Here is a 19150-nt window from a genome sequence, read left to right on the forward strand (position 1 = left end):
CAGATCTTTGATGCCCGCACCTCGGGCGTTGTCATGACGTCCTCATCGCCTTTGAACGACACAATATATGGGTCGGCCTATGACGACACCTTGCTTGGAGGGGGCGGGAACGACCTCCTGATCGGTGGCGATGGCCACGACAATCTGTCTGGCGGAGCTGACGATGACATTATTCACGGCGAAGCCGGTCTCGATAAGCTCTACGGCAACGAGGGTAACGATACGCTGATTGGCGGCTCCGGAGGAGACACCCTCGACGGTGGTGCCGGGAGCGACATCGCTTCCTATGCAACCTCGAGCGCAGGCGTATATGCGAGCCTCTCGAGCCCTAATCTGAACACCAACGATGCGAGCGGCGACAGTTACGTTTCAATCGAAGGGTTGGAAGGATCGAGATTCGCCGACACTCTCGAGGGTGGCGCGAATGGAGATGCTCTCTATGGCGGTGCCGGAGATGACCTTCTCAGTGGCGGTGGCGGCAACGACTTTCTGCATGGCGGCGCAGGAGCTGACACGCACGTGGGTGGCGACGGCTTCGACTATGCCGTCTATTTGACAAGCGACAAGGCTGTAGCCGCATACTTAGGCAACTCTGGTCTCAACACCGGCGATGCCAAGGGTGACGTCTATTCCGAGGTGGAAGGCCTAATTGGAACGGCGTTTGCCGACACGCTCGGCGGCAATAACAATGCGAATGACCTTAACGGATACCTCGGCAATGACGTTCTGCTTGGCTTTGGGGGCGCGGATACGCTCAACGGCGGCGACGGGGACGACCGGCTCAGTGGCGGCACGGAAAACGACCAACTTGAAGGTGATGCCGGCAACGACACTCTTGAAGGTGGCGCGGGTGCTGACGCACTGAACGGCGGAGCCGGCAATGACGTTGCCAGCTATATCAATGCTCCTCAAGTTGATGTCGGTGGCGTTCTCAAAGGTATCACTGTCAATCTCGTTGCCACGAGCACAAATACCGGTGAAGCGCAGGGCGATTCATATTCCTCGATCGAAGGCATTGAAGGCTCAAGGTTCAACGATACGCTCACTGGTGGCATCTCCGCGACGACCCTCGACGGAAGCGACGGCGATGACGTTCTGGTCGGATTGGTCGGCAATGATACGCTCATCGGCGGGAACGGAAATGACACGCTGAGAGGCGGGGCCGGTGCAGATAATCTCCAGGGCGGAACCGGATTCAATATCGCGGAGTATCTCGGCACGACCGCCGTCAAAGTTGACCTCTCGACCGGGAAGGGAACCGGAGGCGATGCGCAGGGAGATACTCTCTCCAACATTCAAGGTGTTAGCGGAACCAGCGGCAACGACACGCTTATCGGTAGCAGCGCAGCCGATAGCCTGATCGGTAACGACGGAAACGACTCCCTTGATGGCGGTGCGGGAACGGATACTCTCCGTGGTGGCAATGGAAACGATGTGCTGATCGGCGGAGCGGGCGCTGATACCCTCGATGGTGGCGTCGGTTACGATTTTGCTTCCTATACGACGGCAAGCCAGCATGTCGAAGTCTACCTTGATGGCTCGGCCGCGAATGTGGGCGATGCCTTCGGCGATAGCTATACTTCCATCGAAGGTTTGATTGGCTCACAGTTTAACGATGTCCTGGTCGGAAATAATAACGACAACGACATCCAGGGATGGGATGGCGACGACTCGATCATCGGTGGCGGAGGAGATGATAGCCTCTACGGCGCCATAGGCCAGGACACGCTTCGCGGCGGAATTGGAAATGACCAGCTTGAGGGCGGAAACGACAAGGACGAGCTTTACGGCGAAGATGGCAACGACACCCTTGTGGGTGGGGCCGGCGCGGACGCATTGGATGGCGGTGAAGGCTACGATTTTGCTTCTTACAGTGACTGGACTGGAGGTAGCAATGGCAGTGGCATTTCCGCAAATCTCCTGACGGGCAGCGGCAGCGGATACGCGCAAGGTGACACCTATGTTTCTATCGAAGGCCTGATTGGGTCTCGCTTCAGCGATCACCTGGAAGGCGATGATGGCGATAACAACATTCAGGGTTGGTACGGAAACGACACGCTTTATGGCGGCAAAGGCCGTGACACCCTGTATGGTGCCGACGACAACGATGTGCTCTATGGCGACGAAGGGGATGATACCCTCTACGGCGAAGCCAATAACGACATTCTCTATGGCGGTACCGGAAACGACAAACTCTATGGTGGTGATGGAGACGACGTCCTAGACGGCGGAATAGAATCCGATACGCTCGATGGCGGCCGAGGCAACGATACCTATTACATCAGAACCCAATTAGGTGTCCCGGCCCCGACCATTATCGATGAAAGCGGAAATGACACCGCGATTGTCTCTGCAAGCTATACGCTCAGCGACAATTCCCCGCTTGAGAATCTGACGCTTTCCGCAGGCGTTTCGAACGCCGGGCTTACTCTAAAAGGAAATCAGGGCAAGAACGTCATCACCGGAAATGCCTACGCCAATATTCTGGACGGCGGCGGTGGTGGCGACACGCTCGCGGGCGGTGCGGGCGACGACATCTACATCATTCGCAGTCTCGATGACATCGTGACGGAAGCGGCAGGTGCTGACGGCGGAACGGATACGGCCTACATCATGGTCGATGGCCGCTCAGAGGCAGAATGGCGGAACATTCTCAAAAATGTCGAGAACGTCATCCTCCTAACAGGCGACACGTCGCAAAATGGCGGCGCTGGAAATGACACGCTGATCGGTGGTGAAGGCAACGATACGCTCGACGGACACGGCGGCGACGACCTTCTCATCGGAAATGGCGGCGACGATCTTCTGATCGGCGGATCGGGCAACGATACACTGAATGGCGGCAACGGCAGCGACGTTCTGGTGGGCGGATCGGGCAACGACGTCTACTATATCAATGACGCTGGTGACGTGATCATCGAGACCACCGACGTGAGCGGCGGGATTGACACGGCCTACATTCTTTTCGACGAAGCGAAAGGTTTCACGTCATACAATCTGAATGACACTGTCGGCGTCGAGTATCTCATCATCGACCCCAATGCGACGGTCGGCGGCAGCGTCTCGGGCAACAACCTGGCGAACACGATCATCGGAAGCGCTTTCAATGACACGCTCGATGGCGGCGGCGTCACTAACGGCGGCCAGGACTATCTGGCGGGCGGCGCCGGCAACGATACCTATATCGTGTCCAGCTACGACGTGATCGTGGATGAGGCGACTTTTTTTGGTAGCGGTGGCATTGACACGATTAAGCTGCAGGGCAGCGTGATCACGACATATACCATCGCCGCCGGTGTCGAGAACCTTGACGCAAGTGCGATGACGACAAATGTAGAGATCATCGGCAACGAGCTCGATAACGAGATCATTGGCGGCTCGGGCGCCGACACCCTTGTCGGTGGTCATGGCGATGACACTCTCGCGGGTGGGTATTTGGTAGATGGGGGGCCCAGCGAATTCGCCGATACCCTCGATGGTGGGGATGGCAACGACGTTTACTTCATCGCCCATAGCGGCGATTTCATCATCGAAAGCGTTGATATTGCTGGCGGCAGCAACGACATCGCGTATGTCTACGGTGGTCTTAAGTATCATCTGGCGGACGATGTTGGAATCGAACTCCTGGCTGTGGGCGATGCGGGCCAAGCTGGTGCATGGCTGATCGGAAATAACTACGCCAACACCCTTCGGGGAAGTAACTATGACGATACTCTGGATGGTGGATCCAGTGCTGTCGCACATACCTTGCAAGGCGGCAGCGGAAACGACGTTTACTTCATCCGGAACGCTGGCGATGTCATCTTCGACTTCGAAGGTGGAAACGACACGGCATACGTCTACACGAAGGACTTCGCGTCCATCGAAGCACGAGACGCTTTCATCCTAGATCTGATACTGAACAGAGGTATCGAGAATGTCCTCATCGACGATCCGGGGCCGGTGACGAATACCCCTCCGACAAACATTACGTTCTCTGACGTGTTCGTGCGCGAGCATCTTGGCAAAGACAACATCATTGGCCGGCTTTCCGCTGAGGATGCCGATAACGACGCCCTCACATACACGCTCCTGAACGATGCAAATGGCAGCGTGTACCTCGAGGGCTTGGATCTCAAAGTGAAGGATCATACGAAGATCGACTTTGAGCAGTCGCGCGAAATCACATTCGTCGTGCAGGTTAGCGATGGAAAAGGCGGGGTCACCGAAAAGTCGATCACGATCGGAATCGAGAATGTTGTGACGGAAAGAATAACCGGCACGGCTGGAGACGATCTGATCAAGTCGGGAGCCGGCAAGGATCGTCTCAACGGTGGCGACGGCAATGACACGCTATCAGGCGGACTTGAGGCCGATCAGTTGACGGGTGGGAACGGAAACGACGTGTTCCTTTTCGACTCTCGTCTCAACGCCACAAACATCGACACTATTGTCGACTTTGTTGCTGGAACTGACAAAATCCATCTCGCACGCTCGATGTTCGCCGCGTTTGCCGAGGGTGATGTCAACAAGACCCTCTCTGCCAATGCGTTCGTGCTTGGCACCGCGGCGCAGGATGCGGACGACCGGATCATCTACAACGCGGCCACAGGTCAACTGCTTTACGACCGAGATGGAAGCGGGGCGGCGGCCGCACAGGTCTTTGCAATCCTCTCTACAAAGCCAACGAACGTTACACACGAGAGCTTCTTTATCGTGTGAGTGAATGCCGAGTCATTCGGGCCTAACTTACTCTAGAAACTATCTATTCAACGGGGCGAAAAATGCCATTCAATCTTACGATTTCGGCTCTGCCAACCAACGGTGGTGAGCAGAGCGGTGTGTTTGGCGTTCTCATCAATGAGAACGTTACAAGTGGCACAAAAATTGGAAAACTGGTGGGGTTTGACAGCACCTCTATCAATTATACGATTGTCGCGGAGCAATCCTACGGCGATCGATTTGAGGTCATCAAAGAGGGCGGTGAATATTATTTGGCTGTCAAGAACGGTGGCAGCACGCTCTTCGATTATGAAGATCCCACATTCGAAGCTTTCTTCGGAGAAATAACGTTTAAGTTCTACAATGGCAGCTCTCTTGTGCACCAGGCCATTCTCGACGTAGAGCTGAAGGATCTTGCCGAGGGGCCAGCCAATCAGGCTCCGACGACGCCTTCAGGTTTGGCGACGATCAATGAAGGAGCGGGAGCCGGCACCGATGTTTTGACATTGGCTGACAAAGACGCCGATGGTCAGACGATCACATATATTTTCCAATCGTCCCTTGCTGGGTCGAATGGGCTCATCAGCAGCGATGGGCGATACAAGATCGTCAATAACAAGATCGTCATCAACAACGTCACTCAAGTTAACGCAGATGAGACTGTAAGCTACACGCTCACTGCTAACGACAATACCGGCGCACCCAACGCGACCTCGACGGGCGATGTCACGATTACCGTCAAGAATGTTGTTGCGACCAACAATGCACCGGTTATCGCAAATTTCTCCGGCACGGTAGACACAGCGGACAATGCCGCGGCAGTTTCCCCGTTCTCCAATGTGACGATCACGGATGATAGCACGTCCGTTACAGCAGTTCTGACGTTTACCGCCAATCAAGGAGCTCTTGCGGGATATAGCGTCGGTAGCGTGAGCGGCAACACCTACACGGTCACCGGAACTGTTTCTGCTGTTCAGGCAGCTATTCGCGCTCTTACCTTTAACCCGACAGATCGTGCGGGGGATCCGGTCGGCCATCAGCAGGCTACGGTCTTTACTCTGTCGGTCTCAGACGGAACGAATTCGACGAACTCGTCCGCCAATGTGACGGTCAACTCGATCGTTGCTAATCGCGCGCCGACGAATGTCTTGTTCGAGGGAGGGCAGGCAACTGCATCCATTGCAGAGAATGGCGTGGCCCGCGATGTAGCGACACTTGAAGCGACCGACTCGAATTCAGGAGATACGTTCACCTACTCGTTCGATGCCACCCAGACTGGTGGCGGCAACGCCGGCGGAAAGTTTGCCATTAGCGGGAACAAGCTCAAGATAACGGGCCCTCTCGATTATGAAGATCCGAACCTTCTGCAGGACAGCGGCGGCAAGTACTATCAGGTTTATGTTATTGCGAGGGACCAAGGCGGCAACGGCTTGTCGTCACCCACTAAGATCTTAAAGGTCTACGTCACGGATGTGGTGGAAAATACGCCGCCGGTGATCACCGGCCTGACGGCAGGAACGCAAGTTGTCGAGGATACCGGCGTCATCCAGCCCTTCTCGCAAGTGAACATCTCGGATAGCGACCAGCTGACCGTCGTTATAACAATGAGCAACGCGGCTAACGGTGAGTTCGCCGGGTTCACGAGCGGGGCGTACAATAAGCAGGCTGGCACCTTCACGGTCGTCGGCAATGCGGCGTTCGTGACAAGCGTACTGCAGGCGCTGCGTTTCGACCCGAAGGACAATCCGACGGGAGCGGTTGGCTCAGGTTCGAAAACAACGTTCACGATCACTGCAACCGATTCCGGGAATGCATCGACAACGAATTCGGCAACCGAAGTGAATGCGACTGTTGCCAATCGCGCGCCCACGGACATCACTATCGATCAGTCATTCGTTCGCGAAAATCTAGAAGTCGGAACGATCGTCGGTACTCTCAGTGCTGTCGATAGCAACGCAAACGAGACCTTTACTTACACGCTCGTTAACAATGCCGGGGGGCGGTTCTCGCTTTCCACCGCAGGTGGTGTGACCAAGATCGTGACGGCCACGAATCTCGATTACGAAAGCACTGACTCCCTTATCCAGCGCGATGGCTCGGGAACATATTATTCTATCAAGGTTCAGGTCCGGGACGGCAGCGGTGCAACTCTTCCGCAAGACAAGGTGATCAAGATCTACATCACCAATGACACCAGCGATGACGGTCTTGGAAACCAGGCTCCTGTCATCACCGGATTCAGCGGCACTTCAACAATAGCTGACACTGGTTCCGCTTCGCCGTTCGCAGGCGTCAACATCTCCGATGCCGGGCAGTTGACAGTGAAGATCATACTCGATGCCTCGAGCAAGGGTGTGCTCGAGAATCTGGGAATAGGTGGCTACAATCCGGAAACCGGCATCTATACGGTAACGGGGACGGCCGCGCAGGTTACGCTGGCGGTGCAAGGATTGAGGTTCAATCCGACTGACCGCCCGACTGATGCCACAGGCACTCAGATAACAACGACCTTCACAATCAGCGTGACGGATAGTGGAGACCTGACCTCCGGCGGAGGTATGGCTGCCTATGTGATTTCCCAGGCCGCCAACCGCGCACCGACCGATGTTACGATCACCAATAATGAAGTTCGGGAGAACTTAAACCCCGCGACCGAAGTTGGTACTTTGAGCGCTGTCGATAGCAATGCCAATGAGGCCTTTACCTACAGCCTGGTTGATAATGCAGGCGGTCGCTTCACACTCTCGACGTCCAATGGTGTCACAAAGATTGTGACAGCCGTGCGCCTCGACTACGAGGACAGTGCTTCGCTCCTCAGTGATGAGCATGGCAAGTACTACGTTGTGAAGGTTCAAGCCACCGATCGTGGCAATGCGCAGCTTGCTCAAGCTAAAAGCATCAAGATCTATGTTACAAATGACACCAGTGATGATCCGACCGGAAATCAGAACCCTGATATCCTGACCTTCCTGAATGGGTCGACGCAAACGAGCATTTCTGAGAACGTCGCCGGCGCAACACTTGGTATCTTGGTCGGGCACGATCCGAACCCCGGCGACATCCTGACGTTCGCTATTGCTCCGGGTGGCGATCAGAGCGGCAAGTTTGAGATCGTCAAGGAAGGCCAGAACTACCTTCTTAAGCTCAAGTCGGGTGTGAGCCTTGATTACGAGAACTCGGGCGTCAACCATGCTCACGTGGTGACAGTCCGCGTTTCGGACGGTAACGGTGGGTTCAAGGATCAAGCGTTCACGATTGATGTCGGTGATGTGAATGAAAACACACCGCCGGTTAACTACGCGCCCACGGATATCGGGGCGTCCAACCTCAATATTCAAGAACTGGCTAGCGATAACAGTGTCGTCGGCATCTTAACGGCAGCCGACGCCAATATTGCGGCGGGTGACAGTTTCCGGTTCGACTTGATTGACAGCGCCGATGGCCGTTTCGCTATCGTCGGAAATGAGCTGCAGGTCGTAAATGGCGTACGGCTTGATTACGAACAGGCACAATCTCATCAGATCCGCGTCAAAGTCACGGATCAGGGTGGACTCAGCTTCGAGAAGGTGCTGACGGTCAACGTGGGTGACGTCGCTGTCGAATGGACACTTGGCAGCATCTACAATGACGTCATCAAGGGCGGTAGCGGTAAGGACACGATCGGAGGCGGCCTGGGTGACGACAAGCTCTGGGGCGGTCTTGGAAACGATGTTCTTACCGGCGGCCTAGGAAAGGACACCTTCGTGTTCAACACCAAGTTGGCCAAAACCAACAAGGCGAACAAGAAGTACAATCTCGATAAGATCGTTGATTTCAACGTCAAGGATGACACCATCTGGCTTGACGATGCGATCTTCAAAGACAGTGATTTGAAGAAGCTCGGAAAGGGCAAATCGGAGCTGAAGCCCGGGAAGATGAAGAAGGATTTCTTCATCATCGGGGATAAGGCCCTCGATGCCAATGATCACCTGATCTACAACAAAAAGACGGGTGCCTTGTACTACGACGCCGATGGAAATGGCGCGAAGGAGGCAATTCAGATCGCGAGCTTGAAGAAGAATCTCAAGCTCACTGAAAAAGACTTCTTCATGATTTGACGTCCACAGACGAACACCAACCTCGGCTTAGGCCGAGGTTGGATTCTGTTTTACGGCGAGTTGCCACCGAGGTGCTTCTTCGGCGGTTTCCCAAAAATGTCGATTTAGATTGGACTTCACGAAGTCATGCCTCTTCTCACGCTGCTTGCTCCCAAAATAAAGGGGTCTTTAGATTCGGACCTTCTCAAGGGTATCGCGGAGGATGAGTACCTTGAGGGCTTGGCGGGCAATGATACGCTGATCGGGAGCCCCGGCGCAGATACTATCGATGGCGGGGACGATATCGATACGGTGTCCTACGCACTCTCTCCGACGCGAGTGGTCGTGAACCTCTTGTCAACAAAAGGGAGCGGTGGCTACGCTGAGGGAGATTTTTATATCGGCATCGAGAATGTTATCGGGTCGGACGGTGATGACAACATCACGGGCAACTCTCTCGATAACTATCTGAGTGGTGGTGCCGGTAACGACATTCTCATCGGCAATCGGGGCCTGGATACCCTTGATGGTGGCGTTGGCAACGATAGCTATCACGTCTCCAGCGCAACGATCATTATTGATGCAGATGGCTATGATAAGGTGTTTGCGAGCGTAAGCTTCGCGTTGACGCCTGATGTAGCAATCGAAGAATTGTTTGCGGTTGGACTAAGCGCCATAAACCTGACAGGCAGCTCAACCAACAATGTCCTTCACGGCAACGACGCTCCGAATATCCTTTCCGGCCTCGCTGGAAATGACACCTATTATGTTGGAGCCGGCGATAGCGTTGTAGAGGCTGTCGGGCATGGGTACGATATTGTCTATGCCGAAGCGAGTTTCGCTCTCGATGCCGACGCCGAGGTCGAAGAGCTGATTGCATCGACTGCGGCGCTGATTAATCTTCAAGGAAGTAACACCAACAATCGTATTGTAGGCAATAGCGCCCCGAACGTGTTGTCCGGCTTGTCTGGAAACGACAAGATTCTAGGCGGCGGCGGGAAGGATACAATTTCGGGCGGAAGCGGCCGTGATACGATTTATGGCGGTTATGATGCAGACAGACTTTCCGGCGGCCCTGGGAAGGACGTCTTTGTTTTCGATACCCCACCCCAGAAAAATAAGGCTGACCGGATTGTTGATTTCAATGTTCGGGACGACACCATCCACCTAGCCAGGGCGGTTTTTAAGAAAGCCGGAAAGAAGGGGTATCTAAAGGAAGACAGCTTCTACAAAGGTGAGAAAGCGGACAGTGTCTCGGAGCGCATCATCTACAACGATAAGACCGGTGCACTCTACTATGATGCAGATGGCTCAGGCCCGAAGGCTCAGATCAAGATCGCAATGCTCAAAAAGAATCTGAAAATTACTTATAAAGATTTTTTCATAATTTAAGTTTCTACAGTACCCGTATGGCGTAACCCGTCATTTGAAAGGCTTGGGGCCTTGTATGCCTCTTTAAACATCCGAGCACCACATCGAGGCGGAATAACTGAGATCGTTTCCGCAAAAGCGACCACGATTCTGCAAGTGATTTTAGTGGAAAAAACTATAGTATTTAAGTTTTCGGAAGTTCTCTGACTCCTACATTGCTCATTCAAGGTCTAATTTCCTGATAGTAAGGATCAATAGGTCCGCACTGGATAGCTATAGGAAATAGATATGTGTCAAGCTTGCGCATTGAGCGGTCAGGGAACTTCTTGGTCGGCCTTCGATCATGATCTTGGGGCGCGCAGCGGTGACGGGTTCCCAGCTGCCCAGCAGATGTCGTCCTCTGATGTGAACGGCTATCTTTCTGCCTGGACCTACGCCAGCATGGCTCAGGGTTTCAGTCTCGATGGAGTTCTTAAATCAATCGGAGACTTTGTGACCTCAACGGTTGACGAAGTCTACGGATGGCTTTCGGACAACATTTCGTCGCTGCCGCTGACTCTCTTCAGTATAGGCGCTGAGATCGCGTCCCACCTTCCTGAGGTCGCTCTTTTCGGGACGAAATACTATCTTCCTGATCACGCCGATTCTAATGTTCTCGCGGTGATGTCAGGGTCGCAATGGGCAAAGGGGACAGTGACTTATTCGTTCCCAGATTCAAAGTCTGACTTTAGCATCTTTAACCCAAGTGCTTCTGGATATCGTTCCTTGAGCTTTGAGGGGCAGCAGGGTGTCCGGTATGCTCTTGAAGGTACTAGCCCGTATGCGGGTCAGTCAAAGATGACGCTGACATCTGTTTCTTCGTTCACCAACTTGAAATTTCAGTATGTTGGTACTGACGATGCTGATCTCCAGGTATCTGGCTTCATCCCGGGCAAAGTGATCACCCGGTCTCACGCATACTATCCGGGCATCCCTCTTTTCGGAGGAGATGTTTGGTTGAAGCGCGCAGGAAGCCAAGCGGGTTCGCAGGATAATGATACGGTTCTGCACGAATTGGGCCATTCTCTTGGCCTGAAGCACCCCTTTGATGCCGGATTGGGTCAGTCGAAGCTCCCCGCTGCGCTGGACAATCCTGAAAATACAGTGATGACCTATAATAATTACTGGGATTCTGCCCAGACATTTATGCGGTATGACATCGCTGCGCTTCAGCAAATGTATGGTGCTAACTACACCGTGAATAGCGGAAATACGGTCTATACATGGAATGGCTCCACCGGCGAGACGTTCGTCAACGGTGTCGGCCAGGGTCAGCCGGCCAACGGCAAGATCTTTCTCACGATCTGGGACGGCGGCGGCATCGATACCTACGATATGAGAAATTTTAGCGGGAATGCGGTCATCGATCTGACTCCAGGAGAGTCATCCAAGTTCTCAGCTTCACAATTGGCACGACGGGACTCGAACACCACTTTTGCCGCCGGCAATGTCTATAATGCGTTTCTGTACGAGGGCAGCACCCGGGCCTTGATTGAGAATGCCTTTGGCGGTTCTGGCAACGATAAGATTCTCGGCAATCAAGCTGCCAACGAGTTGCGCGGCGGGCTGGGTAACGACAGTCTCTACGGTGGAGCCGGTCGGGATGCGCTCTACGGCGGCATGGGCAGCGATCAACTATTCGGCGATGACGGCAATGACGTCCTCAATGGTGACGAGGGCGACGACACGCTGACAGGCGGTTCTGGCGATGACCAGTTGTCGGGTGGTGATGGCGTCGATCTTCTGTGGGGCGAAGACGGCAACGATGTCCTAAACGGCGATGCCGGCAACGATCACCTGCATGGCGGCAATGGCCAGGACAGCTTGAATGGCGGCTTGGGTAACGACAGCCTCTACGGTGAGGCTGGTAACGACACGCTTGCCGGAGGTGCCGGCCACGACACCCTCGATGGCGGCGTCGGTGATGACGTTCTCTATGGTGAGGACGGCAACGACCTGATGTTCGGCAATCTCGGCAACGATCTGCTGATTAGCGGTAGCGGTGCCGATGCGCTGTATGGCGGCATCGGCAACGACACGCTGTGGGGTGGGGCTGACAACGACGAGCTTTACGGCGAGGACGGCAACGACTTCCTTGCTGGCGAGAGCGGTAACGACTTCATGCTCGGTGGCAACGGCGACGACACGCTGTACGGCGGCACGGGCGAAGATACGGTCTGGGCCGGCGCTGGTAACGACACGCTCTATGGTGAGGACGGTAACGACTTCCTCGTCGGAGAGAGCGGCAACGACTCGATCGCGGGTGGGGCCGGCGCCGACACGCTCTATGGCGGCACCGACCATGACACTCTCGATGGTGGAGCGGATGATGACATCCTCTATGGCGAGGACGGCAACGATCTGATGTTCGGCAATCTCGGCAATGATCTGCTGGTTGGTGGCAACGGTGCCGATGCACTGCTCGGTGGCGCGGGCCACGATACGCTGTGGGGCGGGGCGGATAACGACGATCTCTACGGCGAGGACGGCAACGACTTCCTGGCCGGCGAGAGTGGCAACGACTACATGGTCGGCGGCGCCGGTGACGACACGCTCATTGGCGGTACCGGCTCGGACGTAATGCATGGCGAGGATGGCAATGACTACCTCGTCGGTGAGAGCGGCAACGATTCGATCACGGGTGGGGCTGGCGCCGACACGCTCTACGGCGGCACCGACCACGACACCCTCGATGGTGGAGCCGATGATGACATCCTCTATGGCGAGGATGGCAACGATCGGATGTTCGGCAACCTCGGCAACGATCTGCTGTTTGGCGGCAACGGTGCCGATGCGCTGTTGGGTGGCGCGGGCCACGACACGCTGTGGGGCGGAGCGGATAACGACTATCTCTACGGTGAGGACGGCAACGACTTCCTGGCTGGCGAGAGTGGTAACGACTACATGGTCGGCGGCGCCGGTGACGACACGCTCATTGGCGGTACCGGCTCGGATGTGATGAATGGCGAGAACGGCAATGACTTTCTCGTTGGAGAGAGCGGCAATGACTCGATCACGGGTGGGGCTGGCGCCGACACGCTCTACGGCGGCACCGACCATGACACCCTCGATGGTGGAGCGGATAATGACGTTCTCTATGGTGAGGACGGCAACGACCTGATGCTCGGCAATCTCGGCAACGACGTGCTGTATGGCGGCGAGGGTGACGACTGGCTGTATGGTGGTGCGGGCGCGGATGTGTTGATGGGCGGGGCCGGCAAAGACTGGTTTGTGTTCGATACAGCGCTGGACGGGATCAGCAACGTAGACCGGATCACGGACTTCGATGTGGCCCGGGACAGTATCGTCCTGGCGCGGTCGATCTTTGGCGGCTTTGGGACTAAGGTGTCGCTGGCGATTGGTGACAAGGCGAACGCCTGGGAAGCTCAGATCGTTTACAACAGCACGACGGGCGAACTATTCTACGATGCGGATGGCTTGGGCGCCGGCGCGCAGGTGAAGTTTGCTGTCGCCGCTGCCAACCTCGCCCTCACCAAGGATCACTTCATCCTGTAGCCGCAATAAACAACCAGAAATGACGAGCCCTTCCTTGGTTTGCGCCATGGAAGGGCTTTTTATTGTCATGTCGGAAATTACCGTGTGACCTTCCACGATGACGATCGACTAACCGCTTGGTCCGAAGACGTAGTGACGTGCCACTGTTCTTCTGCTTTGAGGTTCCACCAGGATTAAGCACGCCATCACAGTCGCCTTCTGACGAATGGCTTCTACCTTCACAAGTTCTGCTTGAGATTGGCACTGCATTGCGAGGTGGGATCGCCCGTGAAGGGGTTGGCCTCAGCAACTTGAGGATGATCGCCGATTTCGCGAATTCGTCCATCAGCTTCGGCGTGCGCGAATTGCTGGGGCCGATGAGCAAGGTTGCACTCATTGAGAGGCGTTGCCAGCCGGTCGGGCTCTTACTGTAAGGTTTTCTGTTTAAGATTAGTCGTCATGCCACCTCAAGTGTTTTGACGATTCTGTCATCGCGTGAGAGAAGTTGATTGTTAGTTGAATCAAAGAAATTAAGTGTATCTTCTGATTGTGCTCGGTGAGTTAATCTTCTCAAAAAGGCACAAGGTGACGTTGGGAAGCTAACCGTTCGCAGAGTTTTTCAGGGCGAGTGCCATGCCATGACTGTCGGTTAATAACTAAGACAATTTAGTCGGGGCAAGCATGGTTCAGGTTGTGAAGTGGGGTTCCGAGACCAAGGTCAGCACCTCCGGGACATTTTTGTCATCGACATCGGCGATCAGTGGGCAGACGGGCACTACGATTAGAGCCTATGTATCCCCCACGGATAATTCAGTTTGGTTCACAGCTCATGATTTTCGGGGCTCGCCTGTCGGCAACGCCGATCAATGGGTCGGCTCCGGAGGACTAACCCAGAACGACCCCAACCCCATCGTGACGACCTTGGCTGACGGCAGGTTCCTGCTGACATGGGACGTCATGGGGGCGCAGGCGAGGGAGGTTCGGGCTCAACTGATCGGCGCCGATGGGAAGCTGATCGGTTCCTCGACCATCATTTCGGACGGAACGGGCATTTATCACGACCCCTTAGGCGTCTCGGCGCTGCCGTCTGGCGGGTTTTCCGTAGCATGGAGCGGTAACAGCGTTTCTACCTTCGACGCGACTTATCTGTCCCGGACCGGCACCGACATCAAATGGAGCGCGGGCTCGAAGGCACAGTCCGGCGGCGCGCAGCTTGCGACGTTGACGAGTGGCAAGAGCGTCGTCGCCTACAGCAACTACATTCCGGGGTCGGCGGATGCAGAGCCGTACTACGGTGTCACGCTCAACATCATCGACAATGTGGGACGCAAAGCGTCCGAACCCCTGTACGTTATCCCTGCTGAGGGACGTGTCAGTGGTGTAAGCGTCGCTTCCTTGCAATTTGACCGTTTCGTCGTCACCTGGCGCACGGACAGTGGCGAACTGCGCGGTCAGATCTTCTCCGGTACCGGAAGCCCGTTGCTGAGCAGTTTCACCATCGGCACGACAGGCCCCTGGCAACAGAGCGATCCTGCGACGACAGTCTTATCCGACGGGCGCTTCGTGGTGACCTGGGTCGACTCGAGCGCGACAGGCGGCGATACGTCCGGCACGTCCATTCGCGCGCAGGTTTTCTATGCGGATGGCCGCAAATACGGCACGGAACTCTTGGTCAACACCTCGACTGCCGGCGACCAGATCGATCCTCAGATCTCAGCCTTTCAGGATGGTCGGTTTGCGATCAGTTGGACCGACAAGGCCGGAGATGCCAGCGGTGCCTCGATCATCCGTTCGCAGATCTTCGATCCACGCGCCGAGAGCGGCCTTTTTCACTGGACGGGGACCGATCAGGCGGAGGTTTATGCCGGACGCGCGGGTGACGATTACCTTCAGGGAGGGGGAGGAAACGACAAACTGTCGGGCGAGGAAGGAAACGACGTGCTTGTTGACGGCACTGGAGCTGACACGCTCCTGGGCGGCAGCGGCGATGACATCCTCGTCGCAGAGGATTTGGGTTATACCGATGTTCTCGATGGCGGCGACGGCTTCGATATTGTCGAAAGCCGCCACCAGGGCAATTGGTTCGTCGTCGACTTGAAGACAGGCAGCAACAATCTGGGCGAAACCCTGATTTCCATTGAAGGCTTCATTGGTGGTCTTACCAGCAATGATCGTATCAGTGGGAGCGATGTCGCCAACGATCTGCGCGGGCGCGGTGGGAACGACACGCTGTCAGGCCTTCTGGGCAATGACACCCTCGACGGCGGCGACGGAGACGACGTCCTGGATGGCGGCGACGGCACCGATCTTCTCCTCGGCGGTACAGGAAACGATGCCCTTGATGGTGGTGTCGGTAAAGACCAGATGGAAGGCGGGCTCGGCAACGACATCTATTATGTGGACGATTCCGCCGACATCGTGGTGGAGGCCGCCAATGCAGGCAGAGATACAGTCTATACAAGTGTCAGCTATGATATCCGCAATGCAGACGTGGAGGTTCTCACGGCGACCGGAACGGGCGACATCGCGCTGACCGGCAACAGCCTCGACAATACCATTAAAGGTAATGCAGGAGACAACCTGCTGGACGGGGGTGACGGCTTTGACACGCTGATTGGCGGCGCGGGCAATGACACCTACATTATTAGAGACAAGTATTCTCTCACTGAATGGGTGGAAGAAATCTGCGACACGATCCGCGAGGATGCCGATGGGGGAATCGATACGGTCTTGACCGAGTGGGGTGGCTTTGTCCCGGACAATGTCGAGAACATGATTGCCCTGCCATCATCGACCTTCGCGATGCAACTCATTGGCAACCGGTTAGCTAATCACCTCGTCGGCAATGCTGCCGACAACTCCCTCTATACAGGCACTTACATACCGGGTGAAACCTTAGACACCTTAGAAGGCGGCAAGGGAAACGATATTTATTATGTGGGTTTTGAGGATGTTCTCATCGTAGAGAAAGCTGGAGAAGGTATCGATACCGTAAAAGTAGGGGGGGGCATCGGCCATTCCTTTGTTCTTCGCGAAGGTTCCGAAGTCGAGATCATTAGTGTTTATGATGATCGCTCCTCGCTAGGTGTTGATATCACTGGAAATAGCTATGGCCAGTCCATCTACGGAGCGGGGGGCAACGACGTTCTAGACGGCGGCAGTGGCGGGGATACGCTGATTGGCGGTTTCGGCAAGGATACCTATCACGTGCGTTCCTTGGATGACGTTATTATTGAGATTGATCCATACCCCGAACTCTATCTCGAGACGGACACGATCATCGCTCATATAGACTACGCTCTTAGTTCGGATGTCTCGATAGAGATCCTTCGCGCGGACAGCAAAGCCGGATCTCTCTCGCTCACCGGTAACTCCAATGCCAACACGCTGATCGGCAATGATTCCGGCAACACGCTTTCCGGTGGCGGCGGTCTCGACATTCTCCAAGGCGGCAAAGGGAATGACCGCTTCGAGGTCGATGCCGACGATGTGGTGGAAGATGCGGGAGGCCGCGACATTCTCGTAGCGACGGCGTCCGGTGTTTACACGCTTGCGGGCGGGATCGAAAACGCTGTCGCGCGCGACGGCATCGACGGGATTCATCTGACCGGTAATGGCGGCGCGAATATTCTGTCGGGCAACAGCCTGTCGAACACGCTTTCGGGAGCAGGCGGCGATGACGACTTGCGGGGACGGGATGGTGACGACCTTCTCGAAGGTGGCGATGGCGACGATAATCTCGAGGGTGGCGCAGGCGCTGACCGACTGATAGGTGGCGCCGGCATCGATACGGCTGATTATGCGGGCGCGAAGACGAAACTGATCGTCAGTCTCGATGATCCGACCCAAAATACGGGCGAAGCCGCAGGCGACACGTTCTCATCGATCGAGAACATTGTCGGTTCTGACTATTCCGACCTGCTCATCGGATCGAGCGGGGCCAATACCCTTTCCGGTGGCCTCGGCAACGATACTCTGATCGGTATGGGCGGCAATGATGTCCTGATAGGCGGCGGGGGCAAGAACACGGCGATTTATGAGGGTAGCTTCTCCAGCTACACGATTGTCACCCAAGCCGACGGATCGCTACGAGTCTCCGACAGCGTCAAGGCACGGGGAGGCACGGACATTCTCGTGGATGTCCAGGAGCTCAAATTTGCCGATCTGATGTTCCGAACCGCCAATCGCGAACCGACAGAATTGGCTTTGTCCTCCAGCCGGATCAAGGAAAACACCTTGGCCTCCACAATCGTCGCCACATTGTCGGCCGTCGATGAGGATGGGGATGACATCCGTTACACGCTCGTCACGACGGATGGTCCTTTTGCCATCGATGGCAACAACCTCATTCTGGCCGGAAGTTTGGATTACGAAACCAAGGCCCAATACAGCGTCACGATCAAGGCCCATAACGGTTATGGGGCGGGAACCGTCAAAACTTTTACCTTCGACGTTCTCGACGTCTTCGAGCCCGCCACTGTCGGTATGGATGACGCACCAGGCAATCAAGTTCTGCAAGGCGGCAAGGCAAATGATCGTCTTCAGGGAAGCGATGGCAACGACAAGCTCTACGGCCGTGGGGGCAAGGACATACTGACTGGAGGTTTAGGTCAGGACATCTTCGTGTTCGACACCAAACCGGGGCGGAAGAACATCGACAGGATCACGGACTTCGATGTGAAAGACGACACGATCCATCTGGCCAAGTCGGTGTTCAAGAAGATGGCGAAGAAGGGCGTGATCAAGAGTTCAGAGTTCTACAAGGGCACCAAGGCGCACGATAAGGATGATCACATCATCTACAATAAGAAGACCGGTGCGTTGTACTACGATGCCGATGGCACCGGCGCGCAGGCTCAGGTCCAGGTCGCCACGCTTTCCAAGAACCTCAAGCTCACCCATAGGGACTTGTTCGTGATCTGATTTCACGGCTGAAGTTCAAGGAAGTCGAGTCCTTGATCCTAGGATCTTGTGAGGCCTCGCTGGTTCAGCGCGCGCGGAGCGTTTTTGCGCGCGCTGAACAGGATACCGACATGCTCGCACCAAAGTTGGGCAAGATCCTAAGGATGATCACGCAGGCGTCGCAAAAATCGGCTTCGATGACCGTCAATCCCATGTGAGTGCCCCGCCACTCTGGTAGTCAATGACACGAGTCTCGAAGAAGTTCTTCTCCTTCTGGAGGTCCATGGCCTCCGACATCCAAGGGAACGGGTTCTCAGCCTCCTTGAACACAGGCAAGAGCCCGAGCTGGCCGCAGCGGCGGTTGGCGATGAAGTGCATGTACTGCTCGCATAGTGCAGCGTTCAGCCCGAGGAAGCCTCTCGGCATCGTGTCCCGCCCATAGGCTGCCTCCAACTCCGCCGCCTCGCGTGGTGAAAGATGAATCGGCAGGTTGGCCCCGCTCTCTTCGGGATCGGCGTCGGCGTGTAGCGTCGCGGCGGGGACGCCGTGCGCTAGCGTCTCGCCGT

General features: G+C 55.6%; 5 protein-coding genes and 1 pseudogene. 5 read left to right on the forward strand and 1 reads right to left on the reverse strand.

Translation table 11 applies throughout. The annotated features are described in order from the left end of the window. The first annotated feature begins 33 nt into the window (after positions 1 to 33). The 5 genes from AB4072_RS09485 to AB4072_RS09505 all read left to right on the forward strand — a co-directional run bounded on the left by AB4072_RS09485 (position 34) and on the right by AB4072_RS09505 (position 18605). A complete protein-coding gene (locus AB4072_RS09485) occupies positions 34 to 4701 on the forward strand; it encodes a hypothetical protein (protein WP_441967460.1) in 4668 nt (1555 codons plus the stop codon). A 62-nt stretch (positions 4702 to 4763) separates the two neighbouring features. Beyond that, the gene (locus AB4072_RS09490) at positions 4764 to 8798 is read left to right on the forward strand and encodes a cadherin domain-containing protein (protein ID WP_441967462.1); all 4035 of its coding nucleotides are present in this window, start codon (positions 4764 to 4766) and stop codon (positions 8796 to 8798) included. A 126-nt stretch (positions 8799 to 8924) separates the two neighbouring features. Then, positions 8925 to 10169 (forward strand): calcium-binding protein, encoded by a 1245-nt coding sequence (locus AB4072_RS09495; RefSeq protein WP_441967464.1) that lies wholly within the window; start codon positions 8925 to 8927, stop codon positions 10167 to 10169. Between the two features lie 975 nt (positions 10170 to 11144). Further along, a complete protein-coding gene (locus AB4072_RS09500) occupies positions 11145 to 13703 on the forward strand; it encodes a hypothetical protein (RefSeq protein ID WP_441967466.1) in 2559 nt (852 codons plus the stop codon). 660 nt (positions 13704 to 14363) lie between these two features. Then, positions 14364 to 18605 (forward strand): cadherin domain-containing protein, encoded by a 4242-nt coding sequence (locus tag AB4072_RS09505; protein WP_441967468.1) that lies wholly within the window; start codon positions 14364 to 14366, stop codon positions 18603 to 18605. Between the two features lie 183 nt (positions 18606 to 18788). Here the strand turns inward: AB4072_RS09505 and AB4072_RS09510 are convergent. Continuing rightward, positions 18789 to 19052: pseudogene (locus AB4072_RS09510) on the reverse strand (ribonucleotide-diphosphate reductase subunit beta); the annotation flags it as partial. Between the last annotated feature and the right edge of the window lie 98 nt (positions 19053 to 19150).

Origin of the sequence: Microvirga sp. 2MCAF38 (assembly GCF_052115485.1) — a bacterium.
Lineage (GTDB): Bacteria > Pseudomonadota > Alphaproteobacteria > Rhizobiales > Beijerinckiaceae > Microvirga.